The sequence below is a fragment of the Roseibium sp. RKSG952 genome, assembly GCF_009711355.1.
In genome coordinates, this window is the sequence record NZ_SMMF01000854.1 from 1 (window position 1) to 18061 (window position 18061).

2 protein-coding genes are annotated in these 18061 nt (G+C 58.0%); both read right to left on the reverse strand.

Going from position 1 to position 18061, the window contains the following annotated elements; genetic code table 11:
- The coding region (locus E1297_RS10705) for a non-ribosomal peptide synthetase (RefSeq protein WP_196223272.1) at positions 1-17102 on the reverse strand (17102 nt) is incomplete at its 3' end.
- 209 nt (positions 17103-17311) lie between these two features.
- Entirely contained in the window at positions 17312-17539 is a 228-nt protein-coding gene (locus E1297_RS10710; RefSeq protein ID WP_155137842.1) for an MbtH family protein, read from the reverse strand.
- Positions 17540-18061 lie beyond the last annotated feature (522 nt).

Consider the following 18061-nt stretch of genomic DNA (forward strand, 5'->3'; position numbering starts at 1 on the left):
TCCCCCGCCCGGACCTCCTCCCCTGCATTGGAATCCAGAATTACAACGCCCTCTATGGTCATGCCTGCCGCCTGAAGCCGCGTTGCAACATCATGGGCCACGAAGCCGCCAAGCGACCAGCCGATGCAGACCGCCGACCCTGTGATGGAGCGGGTGATTTCCGCGGCATAGCAATCCACCATTTCCGCATAGGACGTGAATGCTTCCTCTTTGCGGCCATATCCGCGAGCTTGAACCGCCACCACATCGCCGAACCGGCGCCACGCCTCAAGAACGCTGGCTTGGCCATACGGGAACGCCAGACCGGCGGCCGGGGGGAAACAGATCAGGGTTCGAGGCGCAGTGCCCCGGCTTTCTGAACTGCGCCCCAAGGGGATCAACGGCGTGTAGTCGGTTTTGCCTTCATCCATCCTGCGCGCAATGTCCTTGACGGTTGGCGCTTCAAACAAGTCCCGTATTGCCACGGTCTTGCCACTCACTTCCTCGAGGCGGGTTACAAGATGCACGGCACCAAGAGAATTACCACCCATCGCAAAGAACCCGTCACCACGTCCGACACGCGCAACGCCCAGAACCTCCGCATATACCCGCGCGACAAGCTGTTCCGTTCCGGTCCGAGGCGCTTCATAAGCTGCCTGCGCCACCGCACCGTCGACCTGCGGTAAGGCCTTGCGGTCCACCTTTCCTGATGGTGTCGACGGCAGTCGGGACAGGCCAACAAATCGGGCTGGCACCATGTGCTCGGGCAAGTCATCCCTCAGCCTTGACTGCAAGGTGTCGAGGTCGATCAGTTCTCGCAATTCGGCAATTTGGACCGCCTGACGCTCACCTGCAGGCAAATCCCCGTGCGAAACGCCCGCAGCGTCTGCAAGTACGCCCGCCGCAGTGTGATCCGGCACAAGATAGGCGACAAGTTCATCGATGTTGCCACCCTGTTTTGAGGCCCGGGCCAGAACGGCAGCCTGGGCGACGGGCGCATGCCTTGCGAGTGACGCTTCTATTTCACCCGGTTCCACACGCATGCCCCGGATCTTCACCTGAGTATCGGTTCGCCCAAGGAAATCGATCACGCCATCGGACCTCCAGCGCACAAGGTCACCGGTGCGGTAGAGCCGAGAACCAGGCACACCGGAAAACGGATCTGCGATGAAGGCCTCTGCCGTCTGGCCCGGGCGGCGGAGATAACCCCGGCTGACCTGTGTTCCACCAATCAGCAGTTCCCCGGCTGCTCCAACGGGAACCGGATTGAGATACCCATCAACCACATAGGCTTGAGTATTTGCGACCGGTTTCCCGATCGGCACCGTGTCCATAGGTTGATCCAACACCTGAGCCGTGACATGGACAGTCCCTTCTGTCGGCCCATACAGGTTTTCAAGCCGCAAGGTTTTTTCACCATCCAGCTCAACGAATTTTTGCACAGCCGTTACCGGGACCGCTTCTCCACTGCTTGCCAGGATGCGCAGGCGCTCGTTCGGAAGGCCGGTCTGAAGGCACTGGCTCAAAAAGAGATCCAGTTGCGCTCCCGGGAAATGGCAATAGGACGCAGGAGTTTCAGTCAGAAAATCATAAACCTCCCGGATATTGCGCTCGGCTCCCACCGGCAGACACCAGACAGACGCGCCAGACAAACACCAGCCAAACAACTCAAACACCGAGACATCGAACGTATAATTGGTCTTCAGCACCAGCGCATCATAGGGAGCAAACCCGAAATAATCCTGTGTCCACAAGAGGTGGTTCAATAGCGAGCTGTGAGCGACCATGACACCTTTCGGCTTGCCGGTCGATCCCGAGGTATAAAGGATGTAGGCGAGGTTTTCCGGTGTCAGCGGCCCATGACGATCCATAACCCTGACCGGTGCATCCGGGAAGGTTCCGATCCTGGAAGCGGCCGCCTTCTCATCCAGCACCACGGTCAGTGTTTCACGTCCTCCCGCTGCACGATCCGGGATACGCGACTGCCTCGAGCTGGTGATGACAACCCCTGCCCCCGCGTCCTCGATCATGAAGGCCCGTCTGGCGGCAGGATAGCCTGGATCAAGCGGCAGATAAGCTCCACCCGCCTTGAGAATGGCAAATAGGGAGACGATCATCTCCGTCGAGCGTTCCAGACAGACTGCCACAACGTGATCGGGTCCGACCCCGAGGTCGATCAGAAAACGCGCCAGACGATTGGATGCCCTGTCCACGTCCCCGTAGCTCCAGCGTTGATTGCCATCCACAACCGCCAGATTGTCCGGAAATGTTGCAGCGTGCTGGACAAACAGATCGGCAAATGTCTGATCTTGAGGACGGACGGCAGCGGTATCGTTGAAACTCCTCAAGATCCGTTGTTCTTCCCGCCCCCCCAGGACCGGCAGTTCAACCAGCTTGGCCTCGGGTGTCTTCAGCGCTTGTGAGAGGAAGCGCTTCAGCATGCCACCGACCCTTTCAATCGTGGGCGCATCAAACACATCCGTCGCATATTCCAGTGAGACGGCCACGCCGGACGGCCCCGGATTGATATCCACCATCAAATCGTATTTGGAGATGTTCGGCAAGGATTGACCGAGGAAACCCACGTCCACATCCGGAAGCAGGAGCGCGCGGTCATCCATGTAGGCGCGCATGACAATCATGACCTGAAACACCGGTGTCACATTTGAGGGACTTCCCGGCAGCGCAGATGAAATCTGCTCGAACGGAATGTTTTCATGCGCAATGGCATCGTTGACAACAGCCTTGGCCTGGTCGAGCAAAGCGTTGAAAGACCATTCGCCATCGATTTGTGTCCTAAGGGCCAGCGTATTGCCGAAATAGCCGAACTCGTCCCACAAAGCCGCAGCCGGTTTCGTCACATGAGGTGTCCCGAGCACGATATCGGACGACCGGGTGACCCTGGCCAACAGGCCGGACAAGGCCGCGACGAACACCATGAAGGGTGTGGCACCGCGTTGAACAGCGTAGTCCTCAATCATTCGCCATTCGGCTGGATCGAACCCGGCCATCTCGAAGCGCTGCCCTTCATGGGTGCGCTCAAAGGGGCGAGGACGATCGAAAGGCAAGTCCAGAGCGGTCGGCGCATCGTGCAACTTCTGTTTCCACCAATCGAGCTCTTCGGCGTGGATGGCAGCCATGGCATCAGACCGTTGCCAGGAAGCATAGTCGGAGTAGGTCAGGCTGATTGCCGGCAGGTCCGCAGCCTCACCCGTACTGGCAGCCCTGTAGAGCTCTAGGAAATCCGACTGCATGATATGGCTCAGGGACCAGTTGTCGCCAACACTGTGATGCACGGCAAGACACCAGACATGCAGGTCGTTTGAGATCTTTATGACCAGTGCACGACACGGATGCTCGGAGCCGAGATCATAAGGCTTTGAAATCAGCGCCGTACACGCCTTTGATGCCTCGGCTTCCAACTCGTCCGGCGATGCCGCGCGGTCCGACCAGTCTTCAAACGCAAGCGTCAATGTTCCGGGCGGGTCAATTTCCTGCCAGAGCCGACCATCGCGCGTCACCAGCCGCGTCCGCAGAACCTGGTAGCGGTCAAGAAGCTCCAGGACAGACAGTACCAGTGCATCGGTGTTCACCGGTCCGCGCAAAACCAATGGCAGACCTTCATTGTAAACCGGCTGATCCGCATGAAGCAGGTTGGCAAGCCACATCCGCTCCTGTTCAAAGGATGCCGGGATCCGGCCGGAAGGATCTACCGGCTGAACCTTCGGGAGCGCCGGTTCGGCAGTGTCAGCCAACCGTTCGGACATCTGCCGCACTGTCGGGCTTTCGAAAACCAACCGCACCGGCATATGAATGCCAAGCTCCTTTTCCACCCGGGCTGCAAATTGAGCAGCGAAGATCGAATGGCCGCCCATATCGAAGAAATTGTCGTCGATGCCGATACGATCCAGCGAAAGTTGATCGCGCGGGATCACATCGCGGATCAGGGCGCACATCACTTCTTCTGTTCGGTCACGCGGTGAGGCATAAACAGCAGCCGACGCCGCCGCATCGATGTCAGGCAACGCCTTCCGGTCGACCTTCCCGTTTGCCGTGAGCGGTACGTGGTCAATTGCCATCATGGCAGCCGGCACCATGTGCTCTGGCAGGCGGTCCCTGAGCCAGCTCTTGATGCCATGGGGGTCGGCCTTGTCCGCAGACGCCATTCCTGCCGGTTGCCACTGCTTCTCCTGCGACGGATCAATCGGCCCGGCCAGCAGCACATGCATCGCCGGGCCGGTACGGCCACCATTCTCTGGCAAACCCACAGCAGCGTTCAATCGGGCTGGATCGATGCCGCCGACCGCACAGGTACCGATATTCCATTCCGAACCGGTGCGCGCTAAAGTCTGCGCCATACGTCCAAGCGCGACACCGGCACTGTATTGACAACTGACTGCATCCGCTGAAATATCTCCGATTTGAGCAAGAACAATGCAAAGCGAAGCATTTTCGAATATGGCCCGGTTGAGGCCGGGAAAATCCCCTGCCTCCAACTCGGCGCTCTTCAACGCAATCAGCCCGTTTTTCCGATCATGGCGATAAACGCCACCAGCAAGTCCCTCGATCGCCCCGGGCTTCACGGACATGTAGACGGCAACACCCGGGCCGGCAGGCCGGGCCTCTTGCTCCGCACCCCCGAGCTCAAGTACAGCCAAGAGTAGATCTTCGTCTGGTGAGCCAAGACCGAGTGACTGGCGCAAACCATCCTCGTCAAGGTTCGACATGTCGACCGGCTGCAACAGGCCCGGCATGATCTCGCTGAGTGCAGCACGCATGGTCCCCGCCTCAAGTGCACAGGCCTCCGGTGACCACGTACCATAGAGCGGTGCGATGGCAGGCAAATGCCCGACAAACGCGATTGACGACATGACTGTGGCTTTCGCCTCGCACGGACAAGCGAGCAACGCATGATCAACCGGGTCATAGACATAGGCTCCGGCAACCATCCCGAATTTCGCAGCGTCTTTCTCATCCAGTTGCAGATAGGTTCGCACCGGATACAGCCCTCCCGCCGACGGATAGAACCGTTTGGGAAGCATACTGCCGTCAACCGGCATGGCCTGCAGTGCCCCGAGCAGTCTTCCGAGGCCGTCACCGGTTTGAAGGCGGCTTTGCGTATGTTCGCGAGTTGCCATTGCGTCAGCCAACCAGCTCTCCAGCTCGTCCCCGCTCAAGGCACCACCTTCAAACTGCCGATAACTCTGGCGCGCGATCCAGGCCGCACGGCGCTCCGGTTCAAATACGTTGCCGGACAGGGGGATCGAAACGCCATCCGTTGCGCCCGGACGGCCGTGTCCTGCGAGCGTAAAGGCCGCCCGGTCGGTCTTGCCTGTCAGGATAACCGGATCCTGCGGATCCCAGGCATCGGCCTGCGTCTTTGCAACGATATGGGCGACGAGCCGCTTGTTGTCGCGCTCACCGGCAGCACTCACGATTACTGTCTCGATCTGAGGGTGGGTCTGCAGGACGGTTTCGATCTCGCCGAGCTCGACCCGGTGCCCCCGGATCTTCACCTGGAAATCGGCCCGGCCGAGGAACTCGATATCTCCGTTTTCAAGATACCGGCCAAGATCGCCCGTATCATAGAGGCGTTCCCCGGTTCGGGGGTGAAAAACAAACCGTTCCGCCGTCCGTGCCGGATCATTCAGGTAGCCGTCCGCGAGTCCGTCGCCTCCAATATAAAGTTGGCCCGGAACGAGGATCGGACACGGATTGAAATCCGCCCCCAGAACATGGAATTGCTGGTTAGACAAAGGCCGGCCATAGGGGATGCTGGCCCAAGACGGATCGACGTCATTGATCGGATAATAAATCGACCAGATGGCCGCTTCGGTGGCTCCGCCGAGGCTGACGATCTGACAATGTGGCGCCGCAGAACGGATACGTCCAGGTACGGGCAACGGGATCCAGTCACCCGACAACAGCGCCAGCCGCAGGCTTGAGAGGTTGCCCTCCGCAGCCGCGCCGACCGCCATATCCGCCAACTGCGGAACAGAATTCCAGATCGTGACCTGATGTTGTGCAGCCCGCTCGCCCCAAAGTTCCGGGGCCGCACGCGAACCGGGGGCCGGCAGGACCACCGCGCCTCCCCTGCCCAAAACGCTGAACAGGTCAAAGATCGACAAGTCAAAACCGAGATCAGACACCCAGAGCACCCGATCATCCGGCCCAACATCAAAACGCGTTTCCATATCGGACAGCGTCGTGCGCGCGGCCCGATGATTAATCACAACGCCTTTTGGGGTGCCGGTCGATCCGGATGTGTAAATCACATAGGCCGGATCAAGCGGCGAAACACTCTCAGAGGTATTCCGCCGCGCGCTGCCTGGAAAATCTGTATTCAGAAGCCCGGGTTCCACACAAATGACATCAATATCCCCGGCAGCCGCGAGGCTATGGGCGAGGTGTTCGTTGGCACGGTCACACAACACCGTTTCCACCCCGGCATTCGCAAAGACGGTCGCAATCCGCGCGGACGGCTGGTTCGCTGCGATCGGCAGGAACGCGGCCTCCGCTTCCAGGATTGCAAGTGCTGCAACAACCTGCTCCCAGCCCTTCTCCATCAGGATGGCGACCGGCCGCAATCCGCCGTCTTTGTGTTCAAGGCTTTTCGTCTCGATTGTCCGCGCCAATGCAAGGGCGCACCTGCTCAACCGGCCAAAACTCAGGCCCGTGCCGCCATGAATGTCACCGTTCCCGTCCAGCCCAAGAAGCGCCGCCCGGTTGAAATAGGCAGTGGCTGAGACAAACACCCCATCTTGCAACCGGCCTTTGGGAAGAGGCCGATTGTCCGCATTTGCGTTTTGGAGGATGTCAGTCTGGTTTTCGGGAAGCCAAACGGATGGCAACGCGTTCCAGGACTCCCGCTCACCGGCGAGACAGTCCAGCAGATGATGGAAGGCTGCGAACATGTCATCCAGAACTGCCTCCGGGGTCAGGCCGATCGGAGCGCTCCAGTTCACGTTCAGTCCGTCGGGGCCTTCCGATACGCCGCAATCGAGCAGAACCTGAGGCGTCTGCCCGGACGAAACCAGAAGCTCGATGCCGTGCTCCCGCCCGATCAGCAGGGGGTCTTGCTCAGTTGTCAGGCCCAATGTGCTGGTAAAGACCGCATGCGGACCTTCCGCACGGCGCCCGAGAGCACCGAGCGCGCGCAACACTTCGATCCCGGAAAAGTCGGAATGGTCGAGGTCCTCCGCCAGCTGACCCTGCAGCCGCCGCGCCCGCTCGCGGAACGCACCTTGGCGGCAGTCTTGTGCAGCAAGCAAGCTCACGGATGTGAAGTCGCCGATGACCTCCCAAATCGCCTCGTGTACCGGCTTGCGGCCCATCACGGTCACATTCAGCAGGAGATTGTCCATGCCGGACCAACGCGCCAGAACTTCCGCATAGACTGTTGCCAGCACGGAGACGGGCGTCAGACCGGCTTCAGCCGCCCTCCCCTTGAAAATCCGCCAGCGGGCTCCGTCAAGGCGCATTTGGCGGTTGGAAAACCGGGTCGCTCCCTCGGGCCGTGCTTCTGTTTGGTGCGGCAGGACCGGAGAGGATGGCAATGCGTCCAGCCGGTCGACCCAATAGGTCCTTGCGCGGTCATAGCGCTGGCTTTGCTTGTGAGCTTCGGCATGAAGCACCAAATCCCGGAAGCGGATTTCCGGCACCTGAACCTCTTCAACAATGCCGAAGTAGCGTGCAAAGGCCTGCCCGAGCAGCAATTGCAAGCTGACCGCGTCTCCGATCAGGAGATCAATGCCGAATGTCAACCGCCAGCTGGCATCCGGCATCTTCACAGCCGCCAGCTCAAATAGAGGCCAGCGATCAGCTGGCAGGACCCGATGCGAGCGCGCCGCAACCAGAGCCTCCCATTCCTTCTCTGCTAGCGACAAAGGCATTTGCGACAGGTCGGTGACCGGGATTGCAACCGGCGGAACATCTTTCAAAACCTGTTGGGTCAGATCCGGATGAAATATCGTCCGCAAGGCCGGATGGGCCGCGACAAGTTCATCAAACACCTGTTCCAGTCTGCCCGTATGGAGATCCGGGATCTCGAAACCCAGAAACGCATAGCAGGACACATCCCCCACGGCTCCGGCTCCCTGTCGGCCGAGATAATAGGCCTGCTGGATATCGGTCAGCGGGAACGGTTCATGCCGGTGGTCAGGTTCAGCCACAAGCGGCGCGTAGCCCAGATCATCGTTCTTGCTGACGGCTGCGTCGATCAAGGCCGCAAGGCTCGCAACGGATTGTGTTTCGAAAACATCTTTAACAGCGATTGCCTTGCCGCTTGCTCGTTCAAGCTGGGCCACGAGGCGGACGGATTTCAATGAATCCCCGCCAAGCGCGAAGAACCCATCGGCCCGGCCAACATTTTCCACACCGAGAAGGTCCGCAAAGGCGTTCGCGACAAGAGTTTCGGTTTCCGTTTGCGGAGGCACATGAATTGGCCGTGCCAGCGTCCCCTCGAGGTTTGGCAGGGCTTTGCGGTTCACCTTACCCGACGGCGTCAGCGGCAAGTTCGACAATCCGACAAAGCTGGTCGGGACCATATAGTGCGGCAAGGACCGTTGAAGCCGCGATCGCAGTTCCTCCAGATCGATGAACGTTTCAGGCTGCACAACCTCGAAATCACGCTCACCCGGTTCCTGCCGCTCTTCATCACGGGCATCAGGCAAATAGCCCTCCGGCACGATATAAGCCATCAGCTGCGGCTCGCTGCCGGGAGCACCGGCATCCTTCCGCGCCAAGACAGCGGCATGCGAAATTCCGTCTTGAGCAAGGAGCGCGGCCTCGATCTCGCCAAGCTCGACGCGCATGCCACGGATCTTTACCTGGGTGTCGATCCGGTCCAGAAACTCCAGTGTGCCGTCTTGCCGCCAGCGGCCAAGATCACCGCTCCGATACAAACGGGCACCGGGTTTGCCCGAGAATGGATCCGCAATAAACTTGTCCGCAGTCAGGCCGGGTCTGCCAAGATAACCGCGTGTCACCTCGACACCGCCAATCCACATTTCCCCGGCAACGCCGACCGGAACCGGATTCATGTATTCATCGACGATATAGATCTCAGTGTTTGCCAATGGCAATCCGATCGGGATCCGGTCGTAGTCGAGGTCCGGATCAATCGGCCCGGAAACCGCAAACGTCGTCGCCTCCGTCGGCCCGTAACCATTGAACAACGCCGGCCGGTTCGCCATCGGTCTCAACTCGGCAATAGCATGCGGATCAACTACATCACCGCCAACGATGAGATTGGATATTTTTTCAAATGCATGCGGGTCACTTTTGACAAGTGAGTTAAACAAGCCTGCCGTGAGCCAAAGCGTGTCTATCGGGGCATCCTTGCTGAAGGCTTGCAGCGTTTCGGTTGTAATCACCCGATCCTGCGGCAGCATCAGGCAGCCGCCGAAACATAGCGGTACCCAGTATTCGAAGGTAACCGCATCAAAAACAGGATGTCCGGTTTGCAGAAGCCGCCCGGTTTTGTCGATCACCGGGTAGTCATTATGAATGAGGCTGACGACCTCGCGGTGCCCGACCATCACACCCTTGGGCTTGCCTGTCGAACCGGAGGTGTATTTCACATAAGCCAGATTGTTGGACGTGAGCGGCGCGTGACGGTCGTTATTGGTGACCGGCGCATCGCCGCGGGCAGCAATAGGGCATGCATTGGTATCCGCGCTTGGAACAACGACCCGAAACCTGCCAAATCGATCCGCAAAAGCGTTTGTCGAAACAACTAGCGCCGCGTCGGCGTCCTCCAGCATGAACGCCATGCGTTCGTCAGGATAGTCGGGATCAAGCGGCAAGTAGGCGCCACCTGCTTTCAGAATGCCGAGCAAGGCAATAATCAGCTCTGACGAGCGCTCGAGGCAGACACCGACAATTAACTCCGGCCCCACCCCCAAGGCAATCAGATGCCGGGCTAGGCGGTTCGATGCTGCGTCAAGACCGGCATAGGAGCAGTGCCGATCCCCATCTATCAAAACCGTCTTTCCCGGAGTGGATGCTGCCTGCGCGGCAAACAGATCAACAACCGTCACATCCTGCGGAAACGCCAGATAGGTATCGTTGAAATCCCGCGTCACGCGCGTAGTCTCAAGCGCAGTTAATAGCGGAATTTCATGGAGACGGGCCTCGGGCGACACAGAAACCTCGTGCAGGACCCGGGTAAACATTGTTCCGATCCGAGCCGCGGTGCTGTCGTCGAACACCTGAGACGCATAGGTCAGCTTTCCGGAAAGGCCTGCTTCGGTTTCCAAGAAGTCCAGCATCAGTTCAAACTTTGCCCCTCCCGCAGCCTCCAGCCCGAACGGTTTTGCCACTGCCTCGCCCAAACGGATCGAAGCTGTCCGGTCAGGCGTGTTTTGCAGCACCAGCATCACTTGCGTGACCGGCGAATGACCGAGCGATCTCACCGGCGCGACGGCATCCACCACCACTTCAAACGGCGTGTTGTCATGCGCGAACGCATTCAAAACCGTGATCTTCGTATCTCGCAACTGCTGCGCAAAGGACTGAACGAGATCAACCCGGTTTCGGAGCGCCACGGTATTGGCAAAGAAGCCGCACAGCCCCTCAAGCTCGGGATTTGACCGGCCAGCCACTGCCGTACCGATCACCACATCGGCGCCCGCGCCAAGTCTCGACAGGAGTGCCGCAAGGGCGGTCTCAAGCACCATAAACAAGGTGGCACCATTTGCCTGCGCCAGCGCCTTGAGCCGTTGCGTCACGTCTGCGGCAACCGGGAGCTCTACAGCCCCTCCGGCAAAATCCATATTTTGCGGGCGCGGACGGTCGAAAGGCAACTCAATTGCAGCCGGTGCACCGGAGAGTTCACGCTTCCACCAGCTCTCTTCTTGCTTGAGCCGGTCTTCCGACAACACCTTGCGTTCCCACATCGCGAAATCGGCATACTGGATCACAAGGTCGGACAGTTTCGCGGCGGGCCCACCAGCTTCTTCCTCGTAAAATGCCGTGAGGTCCTTGACCAAGATACCGAGCGACCAGCCATCAAGAACGATATGGTGCCCACCGATCAGCAGCACATGAGAGGTTTCGGACTGCGAGACAAGGCTTAAGCGAAACAGCGGCCCGGTCTCCAGATTGAACGGTTGCGCCAGCCTCCTTGCGACATCTTCTTCAAGTTCCGCGTCAGACAGATCCGGCTGTTGATCCAGGTCAAGTTCGAAAGCGCAGCCGTCTTCCGGGCATATGATTTGATGTGGCGTACCGTTTTCATCAGACACAAATACGGTGCGGAGGACCTCATGACGGGAAAGCAGTTTCTTGAACGCCCGTGCCAATGCAGCCTTGTCGAGGGTCCCTGCAAGATGAAATGCCTTTTCGACATGATAGGCCGCACTCGCGCGGTTATCGAGCTGGTTCAGAAACCATAGCTGCTCCTGTTGCCAAGACAGGGAAATCGGTTCCGACCGGTTGGCGCGCACAAGCGGCAGCTGCTCCGCACAGTTCCCAAGGTTTTCAAGCAGCACTGCGAGTTCTGCAACGCTCTGCGCTTCGAACACATGCCTGACTTCAACAGCCTTTCTGCTCGTTTTCCTGAGCCGGTTGACAAGCCGTACCGAGCTTAGTGAGTCCCCCCCGAGCGAGAAGAAACTGTCATGCCGCCCAATCCGCTCCAGACCCAGAACGCATGAGAAGCCATTTGCCACGTTTTTTTCAGTATCTGTCTTTGGTTCTTCATAATCTGCTCGAACTACAGTGACGTTTGCGGTTGGCAATGCCTTGCGATCCACCTTGCCGGAGGTCGTCAACGGCATGTGCGAAAGCCCGACGAATCCCGAAGGCACCATGTGCTCCGGCAGAACCCGTTTCAGATGCGCCCTGAGAACTGAGAGATCAACGAAGGTTTCAGGTTCAACTATCTGTATTTCTTCACAGTAATTCGATTTACCACACTCAGGTACCAGAAAGGCAATCAACTGGGATCCGGTAATTTCACCCTGCTGTTTTTCACATATGGCGACAGTCGCCTGAGCCACTCCGCCCTGCCCAGCCAAGGCTGCCTCGATCTCGCCGAGTTCCACCCGCATGCCCCGGATTTTAACCTGCGCGTCAATCCTTCCGAGATACTCCAGAGTTCCCGGCGATAGCCAGCGGGCGAGATCACCGGTCCTGTAGAGCCGTTGTCCGGACTTGCCCGAAAACGGATCCGCCACAAAGGTTTCGGCACTCAATCCGGGCCGGCCGAGATACCCGCGACTGACCTGTACGCCACCGATCAGAAGTTCTCCGGGAACACCAACTGGCACAGGCACGAGATTTTCATCGACCACGTAGATCTGCGTGTTTGGCACCGGCGCACCGATTGGCACGAGCGTTTCGTCACCTGCCGTTCGATAGGCGGTTACATCCACCGCTGCCTCGGTCGGACCATAAAGATTGCAAAGTGCGATGGAGCGGCCCTGCATACGGGTGATATCGTGAAAACGCTGAACAGCTCGGGCAGATAGCGCCTCTCCGCTGGCAAATACCGCTTTGAGGTTTTCAAGACTGGCGAGACCGGCTCCACTTTCAAGCAAATCCAGATAGTGATCGAACATGCTCGGCACGAAGTGCAGGACGGAGACATGGTGGAAGCTCATGGCCTGAGCAACCTTCGCCGCATCGCGATGCGCGCCCGGAGCCAACAACACGGCACTGGCGCCGTTGGCGGCCCACCAGAAGAATTCCCAGACCGACACATCAAAGGTAAACGGTGTCTTTTGCAGGATCACATCATCCGGCCCGATCGGGAGATCCTCCTGCATCCAGGCAAGACGGTTGGTCAGCTCCTTGTGGCCAACCATGACGCCTTTGGGCTTGCCGGTCGAACCGGACGTATAAATGACGTAGGCAAGTGTCTGCGGGGTTAGCGGTGCGTGCCGGTCCACATCCGTTATGGCAGAGGACGGGCAATCAGCAAGTGCATCTGCTGTCTCTTCAGAATCCAAAATCACAAGCATCGGACCGGTGCCGACTGCGAGTTCCTCCAACCGCCCGGAATGCCTTCTTGAGGTGACAACCGCCTTCACATTGGCGTCCTGCGCCATGTAATTCAGCCGGTCGGCTGGTCCATCCGGATCAAGCGGCAAATAGGCAGCTCCCGCTTTCAGTATCCCGAACAAACAGACGATCAGATCGGTCGAACGGTCCAGACAAACGCCAATAACAATCTCCGGACCGGCGCCATGCGCGATCAGGTGCCGCGCCAGACGGTTTGATGCGGCATCGAGTTCGGCGTAGGTCGCCCGCCGCCTGGCATCCGAAACAGCCCATGCGCCGGGTCGAAGCTGGACCTGCCCGGCAAAGAGATCCAAAATGGTTTGATCAAGCGGGTAAGCACGGTCGGTCGCGTTGACCCCTTTTGTCACCAGCCGCCGTTCAGATGCCCCCAAAAGAGGAATGTAACGCAGCGCTGTTTCTGGCGACTTTGTCACGAAATCGAGCGCACGGCGAAATGCGGTCACGATCCGCGCTGCGGTTTCGCGTTCAAATACCTGACGGGCATAGGACAGGATGCCGGTAAGACCCGCACCCGTTTCGGTCAGCTCAAGCGACAATTCAAACTGTGTATTGGACCGTCCGCCCGCACAGAACGGGATGGCTTGGGTTTCCCCCAGCATCAGGCCATCGCCTTGCGGCATGTTCTGCAAGACCAGCAAGACTTGCAGAAGCGGGGCATGGCTGAGACTGCGAACAGGAGAAACCGCATCCACAACGGCTTCAAACGGAACGCGATCATGCGCAAACGCATTGAGGACCGTTGCGCGCGTTTCAACAAGTTGCTCGATAAAGGAGTGTTCAAGCCCGATACGGTTGCGAAGCGCCACCGTATTGACGAAAAAACCACAGAGGTTTTCCAGTTCCGGCCGGGACCTCCCCGCAACTGCCGTTCCGATCAACACGTCAGGTCCCGCCCCAAACCGGGACAAAAGAGCCGCGAAGGCAGTTTCCAGCGCCATGAACAGCGTTGCGCCATTTTCACGGGCAATGGATCTCAATCCGCGGATTGTGTCTTCAGGAACCGAGAAATCGATCGAACCGCCAGAGTAATCCATTTTCTCCGGCCTTGGCCGGTCAAAGGGTAAGGTAATTGCTGGCGGGGACCCGGCAAGGTGGTGCGACCACCACGCGGTTTCGGTCTCAAGCAGGTCAGCCGTCATCGTATGACGTTGCCACACCGAATAGTCCGCATAATGAAGGGTCTGATCGGGGAGTTCCGCCGCTTCGCCTCCTGTTTCTTCACGATATAGCACCGTCAACTCGCCGATGAGCATGCGAAGTGACCAGCCGTCCAAAACGGCGTGGTGCCCCCCGATCACAAGGAGACTGGTTGTTTTGGAAGTTACCAGCCAACGCGCGCGAAAGACCGGTCCCGCCTGCAGATCAAACCGTTCTTCGCACAATTCTCGAACACGGGAATTCAGATCTGCCGATGTAATGCCTTCGGCATTTTCAACCAAAAACCGGAAACCGCTGTTCTCCAAAGGCTCCACAATCTGTACCGGACCGCCTTCAAGGTCGGAAAATCGTGTCCGGAGACTTTCGTGCCTGCCAACCAGCCGCTCTATTGCACGGTTCAACGCCACAAGATCGACCGGGCCATTGAGCCGAAAGGCATGCACCTCGTTATAGGCAAGACCGGCTTGCTGATCGAGTTGGTTCAGGAACCAGAGCCTTTCCTGTTGGGGAGACAAGGATATCGGGACCGAACGATCCGCCGGCAGGATCGGGCCGGTTGAGGCTTCGGTACATGTTGCAAGCGCTGATGCCAGTTGGCGCACAGTAGGCGCTTCGAAAACCGTTTGAAGAGAAACAACGACCCCTGCTTTTTCCTCCAGATAGCCGATCAGTCTTGCGGCTTTGAGTGAATCGGCTCCGATGTCGAGAAAATTCGTGTCGCGGTATACGTCCGCCCTGCCGGTAAAGGCCGAAATCGCTGACGCAATCAATTGTTCCATGTCGCCTTCCGGCGGTTCTCCGGTGGCGTGGCTGTGGTCCAGGCAAGGCAGTAAAATATCACCAGTATCACTGGCGTGCGAACGGACCGATACCTTGAGAAAGGGCACACTGTCTGAAGAGACCCGCATAATAGCCTGTTCGGCGCAAGATCCGAGCATCGCACACTCCTCGGTGTCCAGGCTTTCGGCCGGCTGCAATCCGACATCGAGCCAAAACAGCCCGGCGTCTCCAAGGCGCCAATGGACCGAAGTCTCTGAAACACCCGCAATACCCTTGAGCGCCGCCTTGATTTCAATGGGTCCTGGCAATTCTGCGGAGCGGTCAAGCCCGGCGAATCTGCGTATCACCAACGGGTCGGTCAAAACGGACATGTCAGTGCGTGCGTCCCAGCGGGCAACTTCGTTCAAGGTGTCTTCCATAAACTGGGCGCGCGCCTTGAGGTGCTGGAGTTTGCCCGATGTCGAGCGTGGCAGCGATGCCGGCTTGATGAAAACAGTGTTCGCTACATCAATCTCGTTTCCTTCCAGCACGGCCCGCCTCATGGACCGCGCGAGTGCATTGGGATCAAACCGCCTCATTGTCGACCGGCTCAATTCGTGCACCAGAACGAGCTGCTCCAGACCATCGCGCTCAATTCCGAACGCAATGGTGCGGTCGTTGCCCAGCATAGGGTCGCTGGCGTTGGCAGTGATCTCGAGGTCCACGGCATAGTGGTTCTGGCCACGAATGATGACCATTTCCTTCCGGCGTCCAAGGACAAACAACTGATCGTTCACCAACGCACCCATGTCCCCGGTACGCAGCCAAACGCGGCCCCTGATATCCCCTTTAAGCGCCGCCTGAAAAACCTCTTGTGTCAGTTCAGGCCGGTTCCAGTAACCCGACGCCATGGACGGGCCGCTCAACCAGATTTCACCGACTTCGGTGTCTTTCAGTTTCCTACGCGTGTCGGGGTCAACCACGGCTATCGCCTGCCCCTCGGCAATACTCCCGCATGTCACAACCTTCCGGTCGCCCATAGTCACAGTCTGCTCGTTTACGAAGGCCTTTGAAGGCAGGCTCATGAGGTTCAGGCAACCAGCGTTGTCTCGAGATGCAGACTTCATGCGGCTTGCCGCCTTTTGCGGCTGCCAGGCGGTCGCCGTCAGAACGAATTCCGCCATACCATAAGAGGGGCAGAAGGTGGACGCGTCAAAGCCGAACGCCCGGAATCTCGTGGCAAACGCATTCAGCGTCTTTTCCTGAACCGGCTCCGCACCACTGGAGGTGATCCTCAAGCTCGAGAGATCCAGCCCATCTAGGTCTTCTGACGCGATATCATCGCAACACATCTGATAGGCAAAATTCGGGGCAGTCACCATGGTCGCCCCGGTCTCCGAAATCGCCTGAAGCCATCGCAACGGACGCTGCAGGAAGCTTGCCGGTTGCATGAGATAGGCAGGGACGTTCGCGTAGACCGGATATAGAATGGTGCCGACAAGCCCCATATCATGGTAGGGCGGCAACCAGCCGCAAACAACATCCGTGTTACCGGGGGCCGGATTGAACTCCGAACGCGCAACTTCGTAAATTCTCGCAAGATTCTCCAGAACCTGATTGTGCGTAACCATCACCCCCTTGGGACTTCCGGTTGTGCCCGACGTGTATTGTAAAAATGCGATTGCTCCGGGGTCGACGGAAAACGGTGCCCAGGCAGCAGTCGACTTAGGCGACGCGATATCGACCGAGCGAAACGCAAGGTCCCGCGCGCCGGAGGACCAAGCACGCAGTTTCTCGAGTTGCGCCGACTGGCAAAGAATTGTTGCGGCATCCGCATCGGCCAGAATCGCTTCAAGCCGTTCCATATGCTTGATGTTGCGCGGCGGGTATGCCGGAACCGCAATAATCCCGGCAAGTTGGCAAGCAAAAAAGGCGGTGATGTAGTCCAGCCCCGGCGCGCAAACGATCAGGGCACGATCGCCGTATTCAAGGTCCGCGACCAGTCCGGACGCAATCCGTTTTGCCCGGTCAAACAAGGCCCCATAGGTCAGGTCCACGCGGTCCGGCGTACCCGTTTGGCGGTAGCTGTAAAACCCGAAAGCCGTACCATCCGGCTCGAGGGTTGCCCGGTGTTCCAACAATTGTCCAAGTGTCTGATGAAATCGTTCGCGCCTGTTCATGTTGGCCGCTCCTGCCCTGGTCATTCGACAAAAAGAGGGGGTGGCCGGCGCGTCTCAACTGCGCCAGCAAGCTCAAATTCCGGTTGTGCAAGGTTTGGCAGGGCCGGTTTCAACTGCCGGTCATGAAACAAACAAAACCGCGCCGGGCCGAAATCCCGGTCCGCCCAATTTCAATGTGCCGTTGGATCGTGGTCTCTTGCGGCTGACCGTTAGCCCGTCAGGCCGTTCCGCTCGCGCATTGTTTCCGCAAGTTGCTTACGACCCGAAAGAGGGGTGATGTCCGGCCATGCCTGTTCTACATGTTCGAGGCAGATCTTTTTTGAGCCGACCGGTCCCACCTGCTTCCAACCGTCAGGAATATCATTGAATACAGGCCACAGTGAATGCTGGTCTTCTTGGTTTACCAAGACCATGAAACCAATTCGCTCATTTGCCATCGCAACACCATTTCGGATTTGATCTAATCACTATGTAATGACATAACGTAATCATTAGATGTTAATCCAGTTAACGTTTGTAAATGTTTGCAAACAACAGAAATATATTAATTTTATTTAATTCGAATCCAGGCCTGACTAATAGTTACAGGAACTTAATTTAAACGTATTGCCTACGAAAAACGAAGATGCTTATTCCTGCTCGAATGCCAAATCAATATCCGTCCGGCCGACACAAGATCTTCTCATAAAGTAAAATTTTTTCAGTGATTTATTGGTAGAAACGCAGCCCTCTCGGGCTACTGCATCATTGCACACGACAGCCCTGCGTAACGCCTTACACCGAAGACCGGCGAACAATACGATTGACCCGAGCACGCACTGCACCAGGACATTTAGCCTATCAATTGTAGACAGAAAAAATCATTAGAAACAAACATGCCAAACTTATGCCTTGGAACCCGACGGCGTTTTTAGGCTCTGGCGCGGTCAGAACGAGCTATGGTTGAATCTGGTGTCCGG

Bases quoted from the DNA above. Each gene is read 5' to 3' on its own strand.
- E1297_RS10710 (WP_155137842.1), bottom strand. From the start codon at position 17,539: ATGGCAAATGAGCGAATTGGTTTCATGGTCTTGGTAAACCAAGAAGAC.